The organism is Streptococcus sp. SCPM-O-B-23252 (M501) (assembly GCF_058200355.1).
Genome location: NZ_JBYQGS010000001.1, coordinates 320950 through 342381 on the forward strand (window position 1 = coordinate 320950; position 21432 = coordinate 342381).

At 43.6% G+C, this 21432-nt stretch carries 22 protein-coding genes and 1 riboswitch; of the genes, 21 read left to right on the plus strand and 1 reads right to left on the minus strand.

The window, feature by feature from the left end:
- Positions 1 to 82 precede the first annotated feature (82 nt).
- The 13 genes from AC3E6G_RS01530 (at position 83) to AC3E6G_RS01590 (ending at position 14553) form a co-directional block, all read left to right on the plus strand.
- The gene (locus tag AC3E6G_RS01530; protein WP_490700293.1) at positions 83 to 1711 is read left to right on the plus strand and encodes a putative polysaccharide biosynthesis protein; all 1629 of its coding nucleotides are present in this window, start codon (positions 83 to 85) and stop codon (positions 1709 to 1711) included.
- A 139-nt stretch (positions 1712 to 1850) separates the two neighbouring features.
- Positions 1851 to 2945 (plus strand): cystathionine gamma-synthase, encoded by a 1095-nt coding sequence (locus tag AC3E6G_RS01535; protein WP_490700294.1) that lies wholly within the window; start codon positions 1851 to 1853, stop codon positions 2943 to 2945.
- 9 nt (positions 2946 to 2954) lie between these two features.
- Positions 2955 to 4124 (plus strand): MalY/PatB family protein, encoded by a 1170-nt coding sequence (locus AC3E6G_RS01540; RefSeq protein WP_490700295.1) that lies wholly within the window; start codon positions 2955 to 2957, stop codon positions 4122 to 4124.
- Between the two features lie 41 nt (positions 4125 to 4165).
- Positions 4166 to 4320: riboswitch (M-box (ykoK) riboswitch) on the plus strand.
- A gap of 223 nt (positions 4321 to 4543) precedes the next feature.
- Entirely contained in the window at positions 4544 to 7204 is a 2661-nt protein-coding gene (gene mgtA, locus AC3E6G_RS01545; RefSeq protein WP_490700296.1) for a magnesium-translocating P-type ATPase, read from the plus strand.
- A 100-nt stretch (positions 7205 to 7304) separates the two neighbouring features.
- A complete protein-coding gene (gene upp / locus AC3E6G_RS01550) occupies positions 7305 to 7934 on the plus strand; it encodes a uracil phosphoribosyltransferase (protein WP_048689715.1) in 630 nt (209 codons plus the stop codon).
- A gap of 162 nt (positions 7935 to 8096) precedes the next feature.
- The gene (locus AC3E6G_RS01555) at positions 8097 to 8687 is read left to right on the plus strand and encodes an ATP-dependent Clp protease proteolytic subunit (RefSeq protein ID WP_023024046.1); all 591 of its coding nucleotides are present in this window, start codon (positions 8097 to 8099) and stop codon (positions 8685 to 8687) included.
- Between the two features lie 132 nt (positions 8688 to 8819).
- A complete protein-coding gene (locus tag AC3E6G_RS01560; protein WP_048689712.1) occupies positions 8820 to 9104 on the plus strand; it encodes a DUF2129 domain-containing protein in 285 nt (94 codons plus the stop codon).
- 92 nt (positions 9105 to 9196) lie between these two features.
- A complete protein-coding gene (locus tag AC3E6G_RS01565; protein ID WP_006595827.1) occupies positions 9197 to 10354 on the plus strand; it encodes an ABC transporter substrate-binding protein in 1158 nt (385 codons plus the stop codon).
- An 81-nt stretch (positions 10355 to 10435) separates the two neighbouring features.
- Positions 10436 to 11305, plus strand: coding sequence for a branched-chain amino acid ABC transporter permease (locus tag AC3E6G_RS01570; RefSeq protein WP_009731472.1), 870 nt, complete (start codon positions 10436 to 10438; stop codon positions 11303 to 11305).
- A 3-nt stretch (positions 11306 to 11308) separates the two neighbouring features.
- Positions 11309 to 12256, plus strand: a complete 948-nt coding sequence (locus AC3E6G_RS01575) for a branched-chain amino acid ABC transporter permease (protein WP_070588767.1) — start codon at positions 11309 to 11311, stop codon at positions 12254 to 12256.
- The gene (locus tag AC3E6G_RS01580; RefSeq protein WP_490700297.1) at positions 12256 to 13020 is read left to right on the plus strand and encodes an ABC transporter ATP-binding protein; all 765 of its coding nucleotides are present in this window, start codon (positions 12256 to 12258) and stop codon (positions 13018 to 13020) included. The genes AC3E6G_RS01575 and AC3E6G_RS01580 overlap by 1 nt, the downstream gene beginning before the upstream one ends.
- Positions 13020 to 13730 carry an ABC transporter ATP-binding protein gene (locus AC3E6G_RS01585; protein ID WP_006595831.1) on the plus strand — a complete coding sequence of 237 codons (711 nt, stop codon included), beginning with the start codon at positions 13020 to 13022 and terminating at the stop codon, positions 13728 to 13730. Before AC3E6G_RS01580 ends, AC3E6G_RS01585 begins: the two co-directional genes overlap by 1 nt.
- Positions 13731 to 13896: 166 nt before the next feature.
- The gene (locus AC3E6G_RS01590) at positions 13897 to 14553 is read left to right on the plus strand and encodes a CBS and ACT domain-containing protein (RefSeq protein ID WP_048789562.1); all 657 of its coding nucleotides are present in this window, start codon (positions 13897 to 13899) and stop codon (positions 14551 to 14553) included.
- Positions 14554 to 14591: 38 nt separating this feature from the next.
- Here AC3E6G_RS01590 and AC3E6G_RS01595 read toward each other — a convergent pair whose 3' ends face one another.
- A complete protein-coding gene (locus AC3E6G_RS01595) occupies positions 14592 to 15479 on the minus strand; it encodes a YitT family protein (protein ID WP_490700298.1) in 888 nt (295 codons plus the stop codon).
- A 172-nt stretch (positions 15480 to 15651) separates the two neighbouring features.
- On the opposite strand from AC3E6G_RS01595, the gene tmk reads away from it, so the two are divergent.
- The 8 genes from tmk (at position 15652) to AC3E6G_RS01635 (ending at position 21430) form a co-directional block, all read left to right on the plus strand.
- Positions 15652 to 16290 (plus strand): dTMP kinase, encoded by a 639-nt coding sequence (tmk, locus tag AC3E6G_RS01600; RefSeq protein WP_048715350.1) that lies wholly within the window; start codon positions 15652 to 15654, stop codon positions 16288 to 16290.
- Entirely contained in the window at positions 16287 to 17186 is a 900-nt protein-coding gene (locus AC3E6G_RS01605; protein ID WP_048789563.1) for a DNA polymerase III subunit delta', read from the plus strand. The genes tmk and AC3E6G_RS01605 overlap by 4 nt, the downstream gene beginning before the upstream one ends.
- Before the next feature lie 4 nt (positions 17187 to 17190).
- Positions 17191 to 17511, plus strand: a complete 321-nt coding sequence (gene yabA, locus AC3E6G_RS01610) for a DNA replication initiation control protein YabA (protein ID WP_023024026.1) — start codon at positions 17191 to 17193, stop codon at positions 17509 to 17511.
- 2 nt (positions 17512 to 17513) lie between these two features.
- Complete coding sequence (gene rsmI, locus AC3E6G_RS01615) at positions 17514 to 18398, plus strand: 16S rRNA (cytidine(1402)-2'-O)-methyltransferase (protein WP_048789564.1); 885 nt, start codon at positions 17514 to 17516, stop codon at positions 18396 to 18398.
- Positions 18388 to 18960 (plus strand): GNAT family N-acetyltransferase, encoded by a 573-nt coding sequence (locus AC3E6G_RS01620; protein WP_048689681.1) that lies wholly within the window; start codon positions 18388 to 18390, stop codon positions 18958 to 18960. The genes rsmI and AC3E6G_RS01620 overlap by 11 nt, the downstream gene beginning before the upstream one ends.
- Positions 18953 to 19441 carry a methylated-DNA--[protein]-cysteine S-methyltransferase gene (locus AC3E6G_RS01625; RefSeq protein ID WP_048789565.1) on the plus strand — a complete coding sequence of 163 codons (489 nt, stop codon included), beginning with the start codon at positions 18953 to 18955 and terminating at the stop codon, positions 19439 to 19441. The genes AC3E6G_RS01620 and AC3E6G_RS01625 overlap by 8 nt, the downstream gene beginning before the upstream one ends.
- Positions 19442 to 19450: 9 nt before the next feature.
- Positions 19451 to 19804 carry an arsenate reductase family protein gene (locus AC3E6G_RS01630; RefSeq protein WP_048789566.1) on the plus strand — a complete coding sequence of 118 codons (354 nt, stop codon included), beginning with the start codon at positions 19451 to 19453 and terminating at the stop codon, positions 19802 to 19804.
- Positions 19805 to 19888: 84 nt separating this feature from the next.
- Complete coding sequence (locus tag AC3E6G_RS01635) at positions 19889 to 21430, plus strand: ABC-F family ATP-binding cassette domain-containing protein (RefSeq protein ID WP_414298023.1); 1542 nt, start codon at positions 19889 to 19891, stop codon at positions 21428 to 21430.
- Positions 21431 to 21432: the final 2 nt, after the last annotated feature.

Below are 21432 nucleotides of genomic sequence, written 5' to 3' on the forward strand. Positions count from 1 at the left end.
CTATTTTAAACTGAAAGACCTTATTTTACAAGTGTAAAGGAAAAGTTTATAATGAAAGAAGACTATAAAGTAGAGGAAACATATGAGTAACGAAACAAGTAATCAACAGGCCCAGATGCTTCGAGGTACAGTCTGGTTAACAGCCAGCAATTTCATTAGTCGTCTCTTAGGAGCGGCCTATATCATCCCTTGGTATATCTGGATGGGCAAACATGGCGCAGAGGCAAACGGTCTCTTCACTATGGGCTACAATATCTATGCTTGGTTTTTGCTGATTTCAACAGCAGGCGTCCCAGTAGCAGTCGCTAAGCAGGTGGCCAAGTATAATACCAAGGGTCAAGAAGAACACAGTTTTGCCATGATTCGTGGCTTCCTTAAGTTCATGTCTTTATTGGGCTTGGTTTTTGCCATTATTATGTATGTGCTTTCTCCAGTCTTTGCAAACCTATCAGGAGGTGGGAAAGACCTAATCCCTGTCATGCAGAGCCTGTCTTGGGCGGTCCTCATTTTCCCTTCCATGAGTGTCATTCGTGGCTTCTTCCAAGGGCATAACAATCTGAAACCTTATGCTATCAGTCAAATTGCTGAGCAAGTGATTCGGGTTATCTGGATGCTCTTGACAGCCTACTTCATTATGAAAGTCGGCTCAGGTGATTACGTTGAAGCCGTGACCCAGTCCACTTTTGCAGCCTTTATTGGGATGGGAGCGAGTCTTCTAGTCCTCGTCTATTACCTCTGGAAGACAGAGCTTCTACAGCACATTATCCATCGCCCGGAGTCTGATAGCCAGATTGATACCAAGGCTCTCTTGTGGGATACTATTCGTGAAGCGATTCCGTTCATTGTGACAGGATCAGCCATTCAACTCTTTCAAATTATCGACCAGATGACCTATAGCAATGTCATGTCTTGGTTCACCAACTTCACTCGTTCAGAGCTTTTGGTTCAGTTCAGTTACTTCTCAGCGAATCCGAACAAGATTACCATGATTTTAATTGCAGTTGCGACATCGATCGGTGGGGTGGGAATCCCTCTCCTTACAGAGAACTATGTCAAGGGTGATTTCCGGGCTGCAGGTAAGCTGGTTCAAGATAATTTGACCATGCTAGTAGCCTTCTTGCTTCCAGCGACGATTGGAGCAGTAGCCATTGCAGAGCCTCTCTATACGGTCTTTTACGGGAAACCTGATTCCCTAGCTTTGGGACTCTTTATCCTAGCGATGTTGCAAACGGTCATCCTAGGCTTGTATACGGTCCTTTCTCCAATGATCCAGGCTCTTTTCCAAAATCGGAAGGCAATTCTTTACTTTGCTTATGGAGTATTGGTAAAACTGATTCTCCAAGTACCGTTCATTTATCTCTTTAAAGCCTATGGTCCTCTTCTTTCTACTACGATTGGTCTCATGATTCCGATTGTCCTTATGTACAAGGAAATTCATCAGGTGACTCATTTCAATCGCAAGACAGTCTTTAAACGGAGCTTATTGACAGCTATTCTCACCTTGATCATGCTCTTAGTAGTCCTAGTTGCAGGCTTGATCCTTGGCTTGGTCATCAAACCAAATGGTCGAGTGACCAGTATGATCTATGTAGCTCTGATTGGTGGTGTGGGAATCGTCGTATACGGTGGCCTCGGTCTTCGTCTTCGTTTCTTAGATCGCTTCATTGGTAGCAAGGCAGCCAGTCTTCGAAATAAATTTCATATTTCATAACCAGTAGAGGTTGGGTCTATCCCACCTCTTTTTTCATTATAGTTTGAAGCTATATCTAGCTCTTGAAAAATGAAAAACCGAATCATCTAAAGAAGTGATACAATAGAGACAATTGAATTTACGTCCATTGGAGGTTTGTATGAGTCGCAAAAAGAATATTAACACCATCCTAGCTCAAGCGGGAATCAAGTCGGATCCAGCAACAGGGGCTTTGATTACTCCGCTTCATTTTTCAACCACTTACCAGCATCCAGAGTTTGGTCAATCTACTGGTTTTGACTATATCCGTACCAAGAATCCGACGCGGGTAAACGCTGAAAAGACCTTGGCAGCTATTGAGAGTGCAGAGCATGCCTTGGTGACGAGCTCAGGTATGTCTGCCATTGTCTTAGCCTTTAGTATTTTTCCTGTTGGCAGTAAGGTTTTGGCAGTAAGAGATCTTTATGGAGGCTCTTTCCGTTGGTTCAACCAAATGGAACAAGAAGGACGCTTTTTCTTTACCTATGCAAATTCAGAAGAAGAGTTGGTAGAGGGATTGAAGGGAGAGGTGGATATTCTCTATATTGAAACGCCTACTAACCCACTCATGCTGGAGTTTGACATCCAGAAATTAGCTAAACTCGCTCATGAAAAAGGGGCAAAAGTGATTGTAGACAACACCTTCTATAGCCCTATCTACCAACGTCCAATTGAAGAAGGAGCAGATATCGTCCTTCACTCAGCGACCAAATATCTAGCGGGTCATAATGACGTTTTAGCTGGTGTTGTGGTGACTGATGATGAAGGCCTCTATGAGCAGCTCTTTTATAACTTAAACACAACTGGAGCTGTTCTCTCTCCTTTTGACAGCTACCAATTGATCCGTGGTTTAAAAACCTTAGCCCTTCGTATGGAGCGTTCTACAGAAAATGCGAAGAAGGTAGTGGAATTCTTGAAGGGGCATCCAGCTGTTAAGGAAGTCTTGTATACCGGCAAGGGAGGCATGGTTTCCTTTAAAGTAAGCCACCAAGAAAAGATTCCAACCATTTTGAACCACTTGCAGGTCTTTACCTTTGCAGAAAGCTTGGGTGGAGTGGAGAGTTTGATTACCTACCCAACTACACAGACCCACGCAGATATTCCTGCCGAGGTTCGTCATTCCTATGGGTTAACGGATGACTTGCTTCGCCTTTCCATCGGAATTGAAGATGCACGGGATTTGATTGAGGATTTAGAACAAGCATTGGCTAGATAGGAGTCCATCATGGGAAAAGAACAATTTTTGACTGTTCCTAATCGTTTGGGGCATCATACTAGCAAGTGGAAGGAGTCAGAGCAAGATCCAGAACTTCTTCCTGCTTGGATTGCAGATATGGATTTTGAATCCTTGCCTGCGGTTTGCCAAGCCATTCGAGATTACGCGGATCAATTGGTCTACGGCTACACCTATCCTAGCGAGGAGCTTTACCAGGCTGTTCAGAATTGGGAAAAGTCAGAGCATGGATATGTGTTTGAGAAGGAAGCCATTGTCTTTATGGAGGGTGTGGTTCCGTCTATTTCAACGGCTATTCAGGCTTTCACCAAGGAAGGCGAGGCTGTTCTCATCAATACGCCAGTCTATCCACCCTTTGCCCGTAGCGTCCGCCTCAATCAACGCAAATTAGTGACCAATTCCTTAGTAGAAGTGGATGGACTCTTCCAAATTGATTTTGAGCAATTGGAGAAAGACTTTGAAGAGCACCAAGTCAAGCTCTACATCCTGTGCAATCCTCATAACCCAGGCGGTCGCGTCTGGGAACGAGAAGTCCTAGAAAAGATTGGTCGTCTCTGTCAAAAACATGGGGTCTTGCTTGTTTCAGATGAAATTCACCAAGACTTGGTGCTATTTGGAAATCGGCACGTATGTTTTAATACGGTAGATCCAAGCTTTAAGGACTTCACCCTTGTCTTATCGAGTGCGACCAAAACCTTCAACATCGCAGGGACAAAAAATTCCTATGTCATCATCGAAAATGATGCACTAAGAAAATCCTTCCAAGCTCAGCAGTTGCGAAACAATCAACATGAAATTTCTGCCCTTGGCTTTATCGCCACCGAAGTAGCCTATCAGAATGGAAAGGCTTGGTTAGAGGACTTAAAGGAAGTCTTGGAAGAAAATATCAACTACACTGTAGAAGTTTTGCGTGAGCAGACAGACATTGGTGTGATGAAACCGCAAGGGACCTATCTACTCTGGCTTGATTTTTCTGCCTACGGTTTGTCAGAGGAAGAACTCCATGCTCGACTTCATGACCAGGCTAAGGTCATTCTCAATAAAGGGACAGACTTTGGAGTAGAAGGGAAGCAACATGCCCGTTTGAATGTGGCAGCTCCGAAAACCCTAGTCCAAGAGATTGTCGATCGGATTGTAACAAATTTTCCTAAAAAAGGTTGATTTTAAGGGTTGACTTTTCTATAGGGGAGGAGTATACTCAAGGGGAATAACGGTAGGTGAGGCTACCACAAGGATACGGATGACTACCGCAAAGCAGTGGAGACACTACTCGTTGGTCAACAGTCCTGATCGCAAAGGTCAAGACTAAGCTCATTTCATTGCCTTGCGGAGCTAAAGCTTGGACGGTCTATTTTTTGAGAATTTTCATTAAAAAATAAACGACGAGTTTAATGAGTCCTACCTGTAAAAGGGGAGGGCTCTTTTCTTGTGCTTAAGAAGCCTTTCACCTATCAAGTAGAAAAGGAGAGCACTATGATACAAATCGACGATCATCCCGAACCGCACATAGCCAGCCAATCGCTGATTTGTGTCATCGGGACTCTATAAGCGTTTGGCTCCTGATTTAAAAGGAGATTCCAATGCAAACAACAAAAGAAAGACTCATTGCTGCATTACAAGATGCAGAGACAAAAACCTTAGCAACCTATCAATCAAGCTGGTCTGGCTTGACGGAAGAGCAAGTAGAGGAAAACCGTGATAGCTATGGAGAAAATGTCCTCACAAAGGGGCAAGATAATTCTATCTGGAAACGGATTGTTGAATCCATCATCAATCCCTTCACGGTCATCTTACTGCTCATTGCCCTTGTTTCTCTGGTGACCAATGTTTGGTTAGCCAAACCAGGAGAGGAAGATCCAACGACCTCTCTCATCATTGTTGTACTCGTTCTTCTCTCTGGAGGGATTCGCTTTATCCAAGAATTGCGAAGTGACAAGGCTGCTAGCAACCTTTCTCGCATGATTGTCAATACTGCAACGGTGATTCGAGAAGGCAAAGAAGAAGAAATTCCCATTGATGAGATCGTTGTGGGAGACCTGATCAAATTGAGTGCAGGCGACATGATCCCAGCAGATGTGGTCTTGTTAGATTCTCGAGACTTCTTTGTTCAACAGTCTGGTTTGACTGGAGAGAGCGATGCTGTCGAAAAAGTTTGCTTGAAAAAAGCGACTGGCCAAAATCTGGACAGTCTTTTGGAGAGTGAAAGTCTAGCTTTCATGGGGACCAACGTCATCTCAGGTCGAGCAACAGCCTTGGTCTTGGTCGTTGGGGATGAAACCATGATGGGAGCGATTGAGCAAACCATCAATACTTATGATGAACCAACCTCTTTTGAACGAGAAATGAACACCATCTCTTGGTTGTTGATCCGACTCATGATGGTCATGGTACCCATCGTCTTCTTTATCAATGGTTTGACAGATGGGGACTGGCTGGAAGCAGGGGTCTTTGCCCTTAGTGTAGGGGTGGGCTTGACTCCAGAAATGCTCCCAATGATTATCACCGCTAGCTTGGCCAAGGGTTCCATTATCATGGCCAAAGAAAAGGTGGTCATCAAAAAGCTCAATGCTATTCAAGATCTAGGCGCTATTGATATCCTCTGTACCGACAAAACAGGAACCTTGACCCAAGATGAGATTGTACTCGAATACCCACTCGACATTCGTGGGGACTTGGATTTGTCCGTCCTTCGTCGGGCCTATCTCAATTCTTACTTCCAAACCGGCCTCAAAAACTTGATGGACCGCGCTATTATCAGTCGGACAGAAAGAGAAGCTAAGAAACATGAGATTGTCAGAGGCTTGGACCAAAGCTTCCAAAAAATTGATGAATTGCCTTTTGACTTTGAACGCCGGCGGATGAGTGTCATTGTCAAAGATGAGCAGGGAGTCGTGAGCATGGTCACCAAGGGGGCCCTGGAAGAAATGCTAGCAGTCTCTAACTATGTGGAATACAAGAATAAGATTATCCCCCTAACAGACCAAGTGAGGGAAGAAGTCTTGGCAGAAGTAGCTCAACTGAATGAACAAGGTTTGCGCGTGCTAGGGGTTAGTTACAAATCAAATCTTGAGGAAGGCTATGCCTTTGAAGTGGCAGATGAAGCAGACATGATCTTGACGGGCTACCTAGCCTTCTTAGATCCACCAAAACCATCTGCAGCACCAGCCATCAATACCCTTGCGGAATACGGAGTTGCTACTAAAATCCTTACGGGTGATAATGAGAAAGTGACCCAAGCGGTTTGTGAAAAGGTGGGACTGGATGTTGACCGCATTTTGCTGGGTAGCGATATCGACAGTCTCTCTGATTCAGACTTGGCCCAAGCAGTCGAAACCACCACCGTTTTTGCAAAATTATCTCCAGATCAAAAAGCACGCATTATCTTGCAACTCAAAGCAAATGGCCACAAGGTCGGATATATGGGAGATGGGATCAACGATGCTCCTTCTATGAAAGTGGCAGATGTGGGGATTTCGGTTGATACAGCTGTCGATATTGCCAAAGAAACAGCAGATGTTATCCTTCTGGATAAAGACTTGATGGTCCTCGAAAAAGGCTTGGTAGAAGGCCGCAAAGTTTATGCCAACATGACCAAGTACATCAAGATGACTGTTTCTTCTAATTTCGGAAATATCTTCTCTCTTCTCTTTGCTAGTATTTTCCTTCCTTTCCTTCCGATGGCGCCTATCCATCTCATCGTCTTAAACTTGGTTTACGACCTTTCCTGTATTGCCTTGCCTTTCGACCGAGTGGATAAGGACTTTTTGAAGAAACCAAGAATCTGGGAAGCAAAATCCATTACCCGCTTTATGGCCTGGCTCGGTCCTATTTCCTCTATCTTTGACATCCTGACCTTTATCATTCTCTACTTTGTTATCGTACCAATGATTACAGGATATGGCTATGTTCATGGTGCAGATAGTGCAGGACTCTTCATTATGCTCTTTCAAACAGGCTGGTTTATCGAGTCCATGTGGTCCCAAACTATGGTCATCTATATGCTTCGTTCTCCAAAATTACCCTTTGTTCAAAGTCGGCCAGCCCTTGCTGTCATGGCAACGACTCTATTGGGGGCGCTCTTGATTACCTTCTTACCATATAGCCCATTGGCTTCCTTGTTAAAAGTAGCGCCACTGAATAGCCTCTACTTCCTATTACTTGCGGGGATTCTCTTCCTTTATATGGCAAGCGTCACCCTGGTCAAACACTATTATATTGGTAAGTACAAGGAGTGGTTATAAGATAGCCATTAAAATAAGAAAAGAAAAGGTTTGCATATTTGTAGGCCTTTTTCTTCCTTTTTGATATAATAAGATGAATATAGAGAAAGAAGGAACTACAATGGGAAAACTTGAAGTTATTAAACATCCACTTATTCAGCATAAATTGTCTATTTTGCGTCGGACTGATACCTCTACAAAGGCTTTTCGTGAATTAGTTGATGAAATTGCTATGTTGATGGGATATGAGGTGTTGCGCGAACTTCCTCTTGAAGATGTAGAAATCGAAACACCGATCACAAAAACGGTTCAAAAACAAATTGCTGGTAAAAAACTAGCAATTGTCCCAATCCTTCGTGCAGGAATCGGGATGGTAGACGGACTCTTGAGTTTGGTACCAGCTGCCAAAGTTGGGCATATCGGAATGTACCGTGATGAAGAAACCTTGAAACCAGTTGAGTACTTGGTGAAGTTACCAGAGGATATCGACCAACGTCAAATCTTTGTGGTAGACCCAATGTTGGCTACTGGGGGCTCTGCAATCTTAGCGGTGGACTCATTAAAGAAACGTGGTGCAAGCCATATTAAGTTTGTCTGCCTAGTTGCGGCACCAGAAGGTGTAGAAGCTCTTCAAACAGCCCATCCTGATGTAGAAATCTTTGCAGCAGCCTTGGATGAACGCCTTAACGAAAATGGCTATATCGTTCCAGGTTTGGGAGATGCTGGAGACCGCTTGTTTGGTACCAAATAAGCGCCTGTCCAATCCTTCTTTGGGAAAGTAAAAATTTGACCTTTGTTGACCAATGGGATATAATAGCTTTTATAAAGAATGGAAGGAGAGCTAGCCTCTCGAATCAACCGGATGAAACTCATGAGATGGTGCCGGTTATAATGGATAAAAGGAGATGAATGAATGATTCCAGTAGTTATTGAACAAACCAGTCGTGGTGAACGCTCATACGACATATACTCACGCCTCTTAAAAGACCGTATTATTATGGTAACAGGACCAGTAGAAGACCAAATGGCCAATTCGATTATTGCCCAATTGCTCTTCTTAGATGCCCAAGATAATACCAAAGACATCTATATGTATATCAATACGCCAGGAGGCTCTGTCTCTGCAGGGTTGGCTATCGTCGATACTATGAACTTTATCAAATCAGACGTCCAAACCATTGTCATGGGGATGGCAGCTTCAATGGGAACTGTCATTGCATCAAGTGGTGCCAAAGGCAAACGCTTCATGTTGCCAAATGCTGAGTACATGATCCACCAACCAATGGGTGGTACTGGTGGCGGTACTCAACAAACGGATATGGCCATTGCAGCAGAACACCTCTTGAAAACACGTCACAGATTGGAAAAAATCTTGGCAGAAAATTCAGGTCAAACCATCAAGAAAATCCACGCTGATGCAGAACGGGATAATTGGATGACTGCAGAAGAAACCTTAGCTTATGGTTTCATCGATGAAATCATGGCTAACAACAATCTCGGATAAGAAATCTTAACCATCCAGCCCTCTCCTTTGACAGGAGAGGTTTTTTTTAGGACATTCTTTACTTTCTAGAAAAAGATAGTATTTTTACCTGAAATTTGCTATACTGGTAACAGAAGCAGAAAGGGATTGTGTATGTTTGAGAAGCAAGCTAGAACAGGCTTAATTGTAAAATTGTATTATAATCGAGATGCAAAGAAATTACAGGAAATTGGGGATGTGATCTATCATTCCAAAAAAATGCGCTATGTCCAGGTCTATGTCGATAGTCCTCAAGTTCTTGAAATTATGCAGCAATTAAAAAAAGAACGCTTTGTAAAGAAGGTTCAAATTTGCCATATTCAAGAATTGGATCGTGATTTTGTAGGAAGTTTGCATCGTCAACAGGATGAAACACAAGTAGAAAACGCAATCATTTAAAGGATTGCGTTTTTTATATTGACAATTGTCAGATAATTCGGTATATTCTTAATATGTATTTATTTTAAGATTATTTAAGGAGATTATTACAAATGAAGAAAAAATTTGCTCTTTCATTTTTAACAATTGCAAGTGTCGCTCTTCTTGCGGCCTGTGGTGAAGTTTCAACTTCAGGTTCAAACACAACTGGTAACGAAATCGGCAAAGAACTAAAAATCGGTTTTAACTTTGAAAAAACTGGTGAAGTAGCAGCATATGGTAGTGCTGAACAAAAAGGTGCTCAATTAGCCGTTGATGAAATCAATGCTAATGGTGGAGCTGATGGGAAGAAGATTGTTGTCACAGACAAAGATAACAAATCTGAAACAGCTGAAGCAGCTACAATCACTACAAACCTTGTCACTCAATCAAAAGTGAACGCTCTTGTAGGGCCTGCTACTTCAGGTGCTACTGCCGCAGCTGTTGCGAATGCTGGTAAAGCAGGTGTTCCATTGGTAACACCATCAGCAACACAAGATAATTTGACAAAAGGTCAAGATTACCTTTTCCGTGCAACCTTCATCGATAGCTTCCAAGGACAAATCATTGCTAAATATACAACGGATAACTTGAAAGCGAAGAAAGTTGTTCTTTACTACGATAATTCATCTGACTATGCTAAAGGGATTGCTGAAGCCTTTAAGAAATCTTATAAAGGTGAAATCGTAGCAACAGAAACTTTCCAATCTAAGGATACAGACTTCCAAGCTGCTCTTACAAAAATCAAAGACAAAGACTTCGATGCGATTGTCCTTCCAGGGTACTACACTGAAACTGGTAAAATCGTAAACCAAGCACGTGGTATGGGAATCAAACAACCAATCATTGGTGGTGATGGATTTAGCGATGCTAAATTCGTTGAACAAGCAACACCTGCTGCAGCTACAGACATCTACTACGTAGCTGGATTCTCTACTGAAGGTGAAATGACTGATAAAGCCAAGAAATTCGTAGAAGCTTATAAAGCAAAATACAACGAAGAACCTTCAATGTTTGCAGCTTTGGCGTATGATTCAGTTTACATGGTTGCAGAAGCATCTAAAGGTGCTAAGAACTCTGTCGAATTGAAAGACAACCTTGCGAAGTTGAAAGACTTGGAAGGTGTTACTGGTACAATGTCTATTGACAAAGACCATAATCCGGTTAAATCTGCACTTATGATTGGCTTAAAAGATGGTAAAGTTGAGTCAGTTGAGTCGGTTAAACCTTAATTATCATTTGTTGTTTGTACAAGAGGCTGGGAGAATGAAAATTCCTGGCCTCGCTCTTTATTATTAGAAAGGATGGTTCAAATGCTCCAGCAATTAGTGAACGGTCTAATCTTGGGAAGTGTCTATGCACTCTTGGCCCTTGGTTATACTATGGTGTATGGAATTATCAAATTGATCAACTTTGCCCATGGGGATATCTACATGGTAGGTGCCTTTATGGGATATTTCTTATTGAACTCATTGAAGGTTAACTTCTTTGTAGCCTTGCTTCTGGCTATGGTTGGGACAGCTATTTTAGGGGTTGTGATTGAATACCTAGCTTATCGTCCGCTTCGCCATTCAACTCGGATTGCAGCCTTGATTACAGCCATTGGGGTTTCCTTCTTGCTCGAATACGGGATGGTCTTCTTTGTAGGGGCCAATACCCGTTCCTTCCCACAAGTCATTGAAACTGTTCGTTACAATTTTGGTCCCATTTCGATCTCTAACATTCAGTTGATGATTTTAGGAGTGTCTATTTTCTTGATGGTCGCTCTTCAATTTATTATCCAAAAGACAAAGATGGGGAAAGCCATGCGGGCCGTTTCTGTCGACAGCGATGCCGCTCAATTGATGGGGATTAACGTAAACCGGACCATCAGCTTTACCTTTGCTTTGGGATCAGCCTTAGCTGGTGCTGGTGGGGTTTTGATCGGTTTGTATTACAACTCAATCGAACCTTTGATGGGGATGACACCAGGGATCAAAGCCTTTGTCGCAGCCGTTCTTGGTGGAATCGGAATCATTCCAGGCGCGGCCCTAGGTGGCTTTGTCATCGGTTTATTGGAAACTTTCGCTACAGCGATTGGTCTTTCAGACTTCCGTGATGCTATTGTGTATGCCATCTTGATTGTGATCTTGCTTATCCGTCCTGCAGGTATCCTCGGTAAAAATGTGAAAGAGAAGGTGTAAGCCATGAAACAAAATTTAAAAGTGAATTTAGTCTGGCTTGGTCTTTTGATTGCAGGTTTTGCCTTGATCCAAGTCTTGGTTGCAGCAGGTGTTCTCAACCTCTTCTATATCCAAATTTTGGAACAAATCGGGATTAATATCATCCTTGCAGTTGGTTTGAACCTCATCGTTGGTTTTTCAGGTCAATTCTCACTCGGTCATGCCGGATTTATGGCCATTGGTGCCTACTCTGCAGCCATTCTCGGCTCCAAATCACCAACCTATGGAGCGTTCTTTGGTGCGATGGTTTTAGGTGCTTTGATCGCAGGTGCTGTGGCTTTGATCGTTGGGGTTCCAACCCTTCGTTTGAAAGGGGACTACCTCGCGATTGCGACACTTGGGGTTTCTGAAATCATCCGGATCTTGATCGTTAATGGTGGGACTCTCACCAATGGTGCTGCTGGGATCCTTGGTTTGCCAGCCTTTACAACCTGGCAATTGGTTTACCTTTTTGTCGTGATTACAACCATCTTTACCATCAACTTCTTACGCAGTCCAATTGGACGTTCTACCCTCTCTGTTCGTGAAGATGAAATCGCAGCAGAATCTGTTGGGATCAATACGACCAAAGTCAAAGTCATCGCCTTTGTATTTGGTGCGATCACAGCGGCGATTGCTGGATCTCTCCAAGCTGGCTTTATCGGCTCCGTTGTTCCTAAAGATTATTCTTTCACCAATACTATTAATGTCTTGATCATTGTCGTGTTTGGTGGTTTGGGATCAATGTCAGGAACAGTTGTGGCAGCCATCGTCTTGGGGATCTTGAACATGGTGCTTCAAGACTTCTCAAGTGTACGTATGATCATTTACTCATTGGCTTTGATTCTCGTGATGATCTTCCGTCCAGGTGGTCTTCTTGGAACATGGGAATTCAGCTTGAAAAAACTACTCTCAAAAAAGGAGGCTAACTAATGGCACTTCTTGAAGTAAAAAATTTAACAAAAAACTTTGGTGGTTTGACAGCCGTTGGGGATGTGACCATGGAACTCAATGAAGGGGAATTGGTTGGGTTGATTGGGCCAAACGGTGCCGGAAAAACAACCCTCTTCAACCTCCTAACAGGGGTATATGAACCAAGTGAAGGAACCATTACTTTAGATGGTCACCTATTAAATGGTAAAGCACCTTATAAAATCGCTGCAGGTGGTCTTGGACGGACCTTCCAAAATATCCGTCTCTTTAAAGATTTGAGCGTTTTGGACAATGTCTTGATTGCCTTTGCCAATCACCATAAACCACATGTCTTTGCTAGTCTGTTCCGTTTGCCAAGCTATTACAAAAATGAAGAAGCATTGAAAGCAAAAGCTCTTGAATTGTTAGCCATTTTTGGTTTGGAAAAAGAAGCAGATACCTTGGCTAAGAACTTAGCTTACGGACAACAACGTCACTTGGAGATCGTTCGTGCCCTTGCTACAGAGCCAAAAATTCTCTTCTTGGATGAACCTGCTGCAGGAATGAACCCTCAAGAAACAGCAGAATTGACCCAATTGATCCGTCGCATTCAAAAAGAATTTAATATTACGATTATGCTGATCGAACACGATATGAGCTTGGTCATGGAAGTAACAGAACGGATTTATGTATTGGAATATGGTCGTTTGATTGCCCATGGTACGCCAGAGGGAATTAAGAATAACAAACGCGTAATCGAAGCATATCTAGGAGGTGAAGCCTAATGTCTATGTTAAAAGTTGAAAATCTTTCTGTACACTATGGCATGATCCAGGCTGTCCGTGATGTCAGTTTCGAAGTCAATGAAGGAGAAGTTGTTTCTCTTATCGGTGCCAATGGTGCTGGGAAAACATCTATTCTTCGTACCATTTCAGGTTTGGTGCGTCCAAGTGCTGGGAAAATCGAGTTTTTGGGTCAGGAGATTCAAAAGGTTCCGGCTCAAAAAATTGTAGCTGCTGGACTCTCTCAAGTTCCAGAAGGCCGCCACGTCTTTCCAGGCTTGACCGTTATGGAAAACTTGGAAATGGGAGCTTTCTTGAAGAAAGATCGAGAAGAAAATCAAGCTAACTTGAAGAAAGTCTTCTCACGTTTCCCACGTTTGGAAGAACGGAAGAACCAAGATGCCGCTACTCTATCTGGTGGGGAACAACAAATGCTCGCAATGGGTCGTGCACTTATGTCAACACCAAAACTCTTGCTTTTGGATGAACCTTCTATGGGATTGGCTCCAATCTTTATTCAAGAAATCTTTGATATCATACAAGATATCCAAAAACAAGGAACAACCGTTCTCTTGATTGAGCAAAATGCCAACAAGGCCCTTGCCATCGCAGACCGCGGTTATGTTTTGGAAACAGGAAAAGTGGTTCTGTCCGGAACAGGAAAAGAACTCTTAGCATCAGAAGATGTCCGCAAGGCCTACCTTGGTGGATAAGATTTTTAAAGTTTGTTTGAAAGGAAAGGTCCTAAAGGCCTTTCTTTTTTCATCTCTCTTGTTTGATTTTTCTAAATTTTGAAAACAAGAGAAAACTGCTGAAAGCGTTTGAAATCATTCTAAAAATCAAGTATAATAAAACTAAGAAAAGCATAGGAGAATGATTATGGCTGTTAAAGATTTTATGACCCGTAAAGTAGTGTATATTAGTCCAGATACAACAATTGCTCATGCGGCAGATTTGATGCGGGAACAAGGCTTGCACCGCTTGCCAGTCATTGAAAATGACAAATTGGTCGGCTTGGTGACAGAGGGCACGATTGCAGAAGCAAGTCCATCTAAAGCAACAAGCTTGTCTATTTTTGAGATGAACTATCTGTTGAACAAGACCAAGGTCAAAGATGTCATGCTTCGTGATGTCATTACTGTCTCTAAATTTGCCAGCCTCGAAGATGCGACCTATCTCATGTATAAGAACAAGGTGGGAATTCTTCCGGTTGTAGACAATGACCAAGTATCCGGTGTCATCACAGACCGTGATATTTTCCGTGCCTTCCTCGAAGTATCCGGTTATGGAGAAGAAGGAGTTCGTGTTCGCTTTGTGACAGAAGATAAGGTTGGTGTTCTAGAACAAATCATTCATTTGATTGTAGAAGAAGGATACAATATCGCCAATACAGTCAATATCCCAACCAAAGATGATCATGTCGTTATCGAAGTTCAGATTGATGGCATTACCGATACGGAAGTTATCAAGAAGAAATTTGAAGAAAATGGTATTCGTGTGGATGAAATTAGTCGCACATCTGCAAAAGCCTTTTAAATAAAGAAAGAGCCTGAGATATTCTCAGGCTCTTTGTTTTAGCGAGCAATGGGTTGCTTGTTGGTATCCAAGGTAAATCCTTCTCCTAGGATTTCGTGGGCTTCTGTAATGGTAATGAAGGCAAATGGATCGATCTTATTGATGATATCTTTCATTTGTTTCATTTCATTCCGTGAGACCACGCAGTAGACAATCTTCATTTCTTGTTGGCTATAATAGCCCATGCCGTTTACGAAGGTGACTCCTCGGCCCAAATCAGTCGTGATTTGTTTGGCAATTTCATCCGGTTTAGATGTAACCACGAGGAATCCTTTTCCTGCAAAACCTCCTTCACCGACGATATCAATGACGACGGTGTCAATCAGGATAAAGAGGAGGGTGTAGGCTGCAATTCGGAAGTCCTTAAAGACGATCAAAACAGTTGTCAAGACGATGGCATCCACAATCAACATGAGGCGTCCCATGGAAAGCGTCGTGTACTTGTTAAAGATACGTGCGACAATATCGGTTCCACCTGTTGTTCCTCCAGCGTTGAAGATAACCCCCAGTCCAGTTCCAAGGATAACCCCTGATCCGATACAGGCCAGAAGGATATCTCCGTCAAGAGCCGTAAAGACTGCAGTTTGAAGATGATGACTTCCAGGGATCAGCTCGAAGATGGCCATCCAAATAGAGACCGAAAAAGTTCCAATCAAACTGAGATAGAGGGATCGGAGCCCCAGTAATTTCCAGGCTAGGAAAAAGAGGGGAATATTGATGGCCAAGTTCATGACCGAAACGGGAATTTTAAAGAGGTAGTAGGTAATCAGGGTAATCCCTGTAGCTCCTCCCTCATAAAAGTGAAATGGAATGACTAAAAAGAAGATTCCAAAAGAAAAAATGCCAGCCCCCAAAATAATGGCCAGAATATTTTTTGCCTTAAACATGCTCGTTCTCCTATTCATTTTTCACCATACATTTTACCAAAAAAAATGAAAAATAGGAAATAATTTTCATCAATTTTCACGAATTCGGACAGGATTTTTACCCCTATTTTTGGTAAAATAAAAAGAAGTGATGCATGCTAGAGAAATGAGTATAGAAAGTTAAGATAAGAGAATGAAACAGGGAACATTAATTTCAATTGAAGGCCCAGAAGGTGCAGGGAAATCCTCCGTTTTAGAAGCCTTGCTACCACGCTTGGAAAAGGCAGGGATTGCCTATATTACCACGCGGGAGCCAGGGGGTGTCGAAATAGCAGAAAAAATACGCGAGGTCATTCTAGATCCATCCCATACGGAAATGGATCCCAAGACAGAATTGCTTCTTTATATCGCCAGTCGTCGCCAACACTTGGCAGAACGTGTCCTTCCAGCTTTGAAAGCAGGGAAGCTAGTTATCATGGATCGTTTTATCGACAGTTCGGTAGCATACCAAGGCTTTGGGCGTGGATTAGCAGTAGCAGATATTGAATGGTTGAACCAATTTGCGACTGATGGTCTGAAACCCAATCGGACCTTCTACTTTGACATTGATGTAGAAGAAGGGTTGGCGCGAATTGCTAAGAGTGCTAGCCGTGAAGTCAATCGCTTGGATCTAGAAGGACTCAGTCTCCATCAGAAAGTCCGTCAAGGCTATCTGGCCATCCTCGAAAAAGAACCACAACGTGTGGTGAAAATTGATGCCAGTCAACCTTTTGACCAGGTGGTCGAGGATACTTGGCTATTATTGAAAGAAGTCTTGGAGATTAGTGAATGAAGTTAGAACAAGTGCAAAAACTTCAACCTCAGTTAGTCGATCGCTTCCAAGCTATTTTAGAACAGGACCGCTTGAGCCACGCCTATCTCTTTACAGGAGATTTTGGCAGTTTTGAGATGGCCCAGCTCTTGTCCCAAAGTCTCTTTTGTACGGACAAGAAGGGTGTTTGGCCCTGTGGGACTTGTCGGGCTTGTCGCTTGATTGAAGAGGATGAATTCTCAGATGTAACGGTTGTCCGACCGGTCAATCAAATCATCAAAACGGATCGGATCCGGGATTTGATCCAGCATTTTTCTCAGTCAGGCTACGAAGGATCCAAGCAAGTCTTTATCATCTGCGATGCAGACCGGATGCATGTCAATGCGGCCAATTCCCTCCTCAAGGTGATTGAAGAACCTCAGAGTGAAGTTCATATTTTTCTGCTGACAGCAGATGAGCAACTGGTTCTCCCGACCATAAAAAGTCGGGCGCAGCAGGTCCATTTTCCAAAAAACCAAGATTTCCTAAAAGAGTATCTCCTTCAGGAAGGTCTCTTGCTTCAACAAGCAGATCTGTTAGCCAACTTTAGTCAAGGTTTCCAAGAGGCTCAAATTCTCGCTCAGAATACCTCCTTTTTCGATCTGGCGAGGGAGTGTGAGCGTTTCGTTGCAGCTTGTCTAAAAGCAGATCCGCATATCTACTTACTGGTCTCTCGCTTGGTTCAAGAGACGGATGATAAAGAAAAGCAGGCCCAAGCCTTTCGCTTGTTGGAATTGCTCTTTGCACGCTCCATCAGTCAGTCCTTAGGAAGAGACTATCTAGAAAAATTGGTCTTGGCCAAACTGATGTGGGAACGGAATGTGAGTTTTCAAAATGCTCTCGAGTATATGGTCCTACAGTTGAAAAATAGAAGGTAAAGAGATGAATAAAAAAGAATTATTTGATGCTTTGGATGGCTTCTCCCAGGAATTGCTGGTTACATTAGCAGAGGTTGAAGCTATTAAGAAAAATCTCAAACTCATTGTCGAGGAAAATACAGCTCTGCGTCTTGAAAATGATAAATTGAGAGAGCGCTTAGGAGAAGTGGAGAAAACCAGCTCCCCTAAATTCCATCGCAATGGTCGTGAAAATTTACAAAGAATTTACAATGATGGATTTCATGTTTGTACAGACTCCTATGGTCAACGTCGTGAAAATGATGAAGAGTGTATTTTCTGTGATGAATTGTTATTTAGGGAGTAAACATGCAGATTCAACGAAGTTTTAAAGGGGATAGAGCGACAGGGACTCTCTTTTTAGTGCCAACCCCAATTGGCAATCGGGATGACATGAGCTACCGCATGATCCAAACTCTAAAAGAGGTGGATCTGATAGCGGCGGAAGATACACGCAATACAGGACTCTTGCTCAAGCATTTTGAGATTGCGACACCACAAACCAGCTTTCACGAGCACAATGCTATGGAGAAAATCCCTGATTTGATTGCTCATTTAGAGTCTGGAAAGGACCTGGCCCAGGTTTCGGATGCAGGACTGCCTAGTATTTCGGATCCAGGTCACGACCTGGTCAAGGCAGCGATTGAGCGAGAAATCCCTGTTGTGGCAGTTCCTGGTCCGAGTGCCGGCATTACTGCCCTAATTGCCAGTGGTCTGGCACCCCAGCCCCATATTTTTTATGGTTTTCTTCCACGCAAGGAAGGGCAGCAAAAGGCCTTTTTCCAAGAGAAATTGGCCTATCCTGAGACCCAGATCTTTTATGAGTCTCCGCACCGAGTTCGTGCGACGCTTCAAAATATGCTGGCAGTTTATGGGAATCGTCCAGTTGTCCTGGTCCGAGAACTGACCAAGATCTATGAAGAGTACACGAGAGGGACCATCACAGAGTTAGTGGCTTACCTAGAGGAAAATACCCTCAAGGGGGAGTGCCTTCTGATTGTAGAGGGAGCCAGTGAGCAGGAGCCAGATCTAGAAGAAGTGGATCTGATCCAAGAGATTGATCTACTGGTCCAGTCTGGTATGAAAAAGAACCAAGCGATTAAACAGGTTGCCAAACAATTCGGGCTACAAAAGAGTGAACTTTATGCCCGTTACCACCAAGAGGAAGAAAAAGGAGAGTCTGATGGAAATTAGAATGGCCTATCCCAATGAAATCAATCGGATTATGGAAATCATCCAAGATGGCAAGGATAGCTTAGCTGCAGCTGGCGTGGACCAATGGCAGGATGGTTATCCGGATCAAGAAATCATTTTTGAGGATATCCTAGAAAGCCGTGGTTATGTAGCTGTAGAGAATCAAGAAGTCGTAGCTTATGCCGCTCTCTACAAGGGAAATGAAGCAGCTTATAATGACATTTATGATGGAAAATGGGAACATGATAACTATCTCTATATCAGTTTTCACCGGATCGCTGTTGCCAAAGAAGCTGCTGGACGAGGCGTAGCCCAAACCTTCCTTCAAGGCTTGATCGAAGGAGAGAAAGGCCCGGATTTTCGCTGTGATACCCATCCTGACAACAAGGTCATGCAACACCTTTTAGAGAAGTTAGGTTTCCATTACTGTGGGAAGGTACCAATTGATGGGGTGCGTCTCGCTTATCAGAAGATCAAACGAAAGGCAGAAACCAGCCTCTTCCAAGTGATTAGCGAAGATGATCGTTGGGACTACCGTGCAGAACAGTCTCAAAATGACTAGGTTTTATCGCCAACTCTATCAGAGTCCCTTGGGGCCTCTATCTGTTGTGGTGGATGAGGAAAGCCTAGTTGGGATCTGGTTTTGTGACCAAGCCAATTGTGAGCAGGGGCTTGAGCATATCGAAGAAGCTTGTCAGCCACTTCATGAAGCTGTCTTTGAATGGCTGGATCGATACTTTATAGGGGAAAATCCTTCCATGCCCTTTCCCCTATCTCCTCAAGGGACAGACTTTCAACAAAGAGTTTGGGCCTGTCTAGCTCAGATTCCCTATGGGGAAAGTCGGACTTATGGAGAGATTGCCCGGGCCTTGTCTTGCAAATCTGCCCAAGCCATCGGTCAAGCAGTAGGTCGGAATCCCTTGCTCCTCCTTATCCCATGTCACCGGGTGCTGGGTACGGAGAAAAAGTTGACAGGCTATGCTGCTGGACTAGATCGCAAGCGTTGGCTGTTGCAACATGAGGCCATATCTTGGAAAGAATAAGGAGAAAAGATGTTATCATTTATTGAATACCCAAAATGTTCGACCTGCCGCAAGGCGAAATCGGAGTTAACGAGCTTAGGCTGTGAGTTTGATAGTCAAGATATCGTGGTAGACACCCCGACCAGTGAGCAACTACAAACTTGGATCAAGGAGTCTTCCCTACCAATCAAATCCTTCTTTAATACCAGTGGGATGAAGTATCGGGAGTTAGGCTTGAAAGACAAGGTGGATCAGCTTTCGATAGAAGAAGCGGCAGACCTTTTAGCTAGCGATGGCATGCTGATCAAACGCCCTCTCTTAGTGAAGGACGGAAAAGTTGTTCAAGTGGGCTACCGGAAACCATATGCGGACTTAGGTTTGTAAGAAAAAAGGGAGTTGGACTCCCTTTTAATTCTGTCTTGAAGATGATATAATCATACGAGTGAAATCAATGAAAGAGAGTCAATCATGAGTATTTTAGAGGTGAAAAATTTAAGCCACGGCTTTGGAGACCGGGCTATTTTTGAGGATGTGTCCTTCCGCTTGTTAAAGGGAGAGCATATCGGATTGGTAGGGGCCAATGGTGAAGGAAAATCCACCTTCATGAGCATCGTGACGGGCAAGATGCAACCCGACGAAGGGAAGGTCGAGTGGTCTAAGTATGTGACCGCTGGCTATCTTGACCAGCATGCTGTCCTAAAAGAAGGGCAAACGGTGCGCGATGTCTTGCGGACAGCTTTCGACGAGCTCTTTAAAGCAGAGGCTCGCATCAATGACCTCTATATGGAAATGGCTGAAGATGGAGCGGATATGGATGCTCTCATGGAAGAAGTCGGAGAGCTCCAGGATCGGTTAGAGAGCCGGGATTTCTATACCTTGGATGCCAAGATAGATGAAGTGGCGCGTGCTCTTGGGGTCATGGACTTTGGTATGGAGACGGATGTGACGGCCCTGTCAGGTGGGCAGCGGACCAAGGTCCTTTTGGCTAAATTGCTCCTTGAAAAACCAGATATCCTTCTCTTGGACGAGCCAACCAACTACTTGGATGCAGAGCACATCGATTGGCTCAAACGCTATTTGCAGAACTATGAAAATGCCTTTGTCCTTATTTCCCACGATATTCCTTTCTTGAACGATGTGATCAACATCGTCTACCATGTGGAAAATCAACAGTTGACCCGCTATTCTGGGGACTATTACCAATTCCTCGAAGTCTATGAAATGAAGAAATCGCAATTGGAAGCGGCTTATGAGCGCCAACAAAAAGAGATTGCTGACCTCAAAGATTTCGTGGCCCGTAATAAGGCGCGTGTGGCAACGCGGAATATGGCCATGTCTCGTCAGAAGAAGCTGGATAAGATGGAACTCATTGAGTTGCAAAGCGAGAAACAAAAACCTTCCTTTGAATTTAAAAATGCCCGCACACCTGGACGCTTTATCTTCCAGGCCAAGGATCTCCAAATTGGCTATGAACGTCCCTTGACCAAGCCTTTAAACTTGACCTTCGAGCGCAATCAAAAGGTAGCCATTATCGGAGCTAATGGGATCGGGAAAACCACTCTTTTGAAGAGTCTTTTAGGAATTATCCCTCCAATTGCTGGTGAAGTCGAGCGCGGGGATTATCTTGAGCTTGGCTATTTCGAGCAAGAGGTTGAAGGAGGCAATCGTCAGACACCGCTAGAAGCAGTCTGGAATGCATTTCCAGCTCTCAATCAAGCAGAGGTTCGTGCTGCCCTTGCTCGCTGTGGCTTGACGACCAAGCATATCGAGAGCCAAATTCAGGTACTATCCGGTGGGGAGCAAGCCAAGGTACGCTTCTGTCTCTTGATGAACCGTGAAAACAATGTCTTGGTACTAGATGAGCCGACCAACCACTTGGATGTGGATGCTAAAGATGAATTGAAACGGGCCCTTAAAGAGTACAAGGGATCGATCCTCATGGTTTGCCACGAGCCAGATTTCTATGAAGGTTGGATGGACCAAATCTGGGACTTTAATGAATTGACGTAAAC

What these genes read in the sequence shown, in the direction of transcription:
- AC3E6G_RS01530 (WP_490700293.1), top strand. Translation starts at nt 83, where the DNA reads ATGAGTAACGAAACAAGTAATCAACAGGCCCAGATGCTTCGAGGTACA.
- AC3E6G_RS01535 (WP_490700294.1), top strand. Translation starts at nt 1,851, where the DNA reads ATGAGTCGCAAAAAGAATATTAACACCATCCTAGCTCAAGCGGGAATC.
- AC3E6G_RS01540 (WP_490700295.1), top strand. Translation starts at nt 2,955, where the DNA reads ATGGGAAAAGAACAATTTTTGACTGTTCCTAATCGTTTGGGGCATCAT.
- mgtA (WP_490700296.1), top strand. Translation starts at nt 4,544, where the DNA reads ATGCAAACAACAAAAGAAAGACTCATTGCTGCATTACAAGATGCAGAG.
- upp (WP_048689715.1), top strand. Translation starts at nt 7,305, where the DNA reads ATGGGAAAACTTGAAGTTATTAAACATCCACTTATTCAGCATAAATTG.
- AC3E6G_RS01555 (WP_023024046.1), top strand. Translation starts at nt 8,097, where the DNA reads ATGATTCCAGTAGTTATTGAACAAACCAGTCGTGGTGAACGCTCATAC.
- AC3E6G_RS01560 (WP_048689712.1), top strand. Translation starts at nt 8,820, where the DNA reads ATGTTTGAGAAGCAAGCTAGAACAGGCTTAATTGTAAAATTGTATTAT.
- AC3E6G_RS01565 (WP_006595827.1), top strand. Translation starts at nt 9,197, where the DNA reads ATGAAGAAAAAATTTGCTCTTTCATTTTTAACAATTGCAAGTGTCGCT.
- AC3E6G_RS01570 (WP_009731472.1), top strand. Translation starts at nt 10,436, where the DNA reads ATGCTCCAGCAATTAGTGAACGGTCTAATCTTGGGAAGTGTCTATGCA.
- AC3E6G_RS01575 (WP_070588767.1), top strand. Translation starts at nt 11,309, where the DNA reads ATGAAACAAAATTTAAAAGTGAATTTAGTCTGGCTTGGTCTTTTGATT.
- AC3E6G_RS01580 (WP_490700297.1), top strand. Translation starts at nt 12,256, where the DNA reads ATGGCACTTCTTGAAGTAAAAAATTTAACAAAAAACTTTGGTGGTTTG.
- AC3E6G_RS01585 (WP_006595831.1), top strand. Translation starts at nt 13,020, where the DNA reads ATGTCTATGTTAAAAGTTGAAAATCTTTCTGTACACTATGGCATGATC.
- AC3E6G_RS01590 (WP_048789562.1), top strand. Translation starts at nt 13,897, where the DNA reads ATGGCTGTTAAAGATTTTATGACCCGTAAAGTAGTGTATATTAGTCCA.
- AC3E6G_RS01595 (WP_490700298.1), bottom strand. Translation starts at nt 15,479, where the DNA reads ATGTTTAAGGCAAAAAATATTCTGGCCATTATTTTGGGGGCTGGCATT.
- tmk (WP_048715350.1), top strand. Translation starts at nt 15,652, where the DNA reads ATGAAACAGGGAACATTAATTTCAATTGAAGGCCCAGAAGGTGCAGGG.
- AC3E6G_RS01605 (WP_048789563.1), top strand. Translation starts at nt 16,287, where the DNA reads ATGAAGTTAGAACAAGTGCAAAAACTTCAACCTCAGTTAGTCGATCGC.
- yabA (WP_023024026.1), top strand. Translation starts at nt 17,191, where the DNA reads ATGAATAAAAAAGAATTATTTGATGCTTTGGATGGCTTCTCCCAGGAA.
- rsmI (WP_048789564.1), top strand. Translation starts at nt 17,514, where the DNA reads ATGCAGATTCAACGAAGTTTTAAAGGGGATAGAGCGACAGGGACTCTC.
- AC3E6G_RS01620 (WP_048689681.1), top strand. Translation starts at nt 18,388, where the DNA reads ATGGAAATTAGAATGGCCTATCCCAATGAAATCAATCGGATTATGGAA.
- AC3E6G_RS01625 (WP_048789565.1), top strand. Translation starts at nt 18,953, where the DNA reads ATGACTAGGTTTTATCGCCAACTCTATCAGAGTCCCTTGGGGCCTCTA.
- AC3E6G_RS01630 (WP_048789566.1), top strand. Translation starts at nt 19,451, where the DNA reads ATGTTATCATTTATTGAATACCCAAAATGTTCGACCTGCCGCAAGGCG.
- AC3E6G_RS01635 (WP_414298023.1), top strand. Translation starts at nt 19,889, where the DNA reads ATGAGTATTTTAGAGGTGAAAAATTTAAGCCACGGCTTTGGAGACCGG.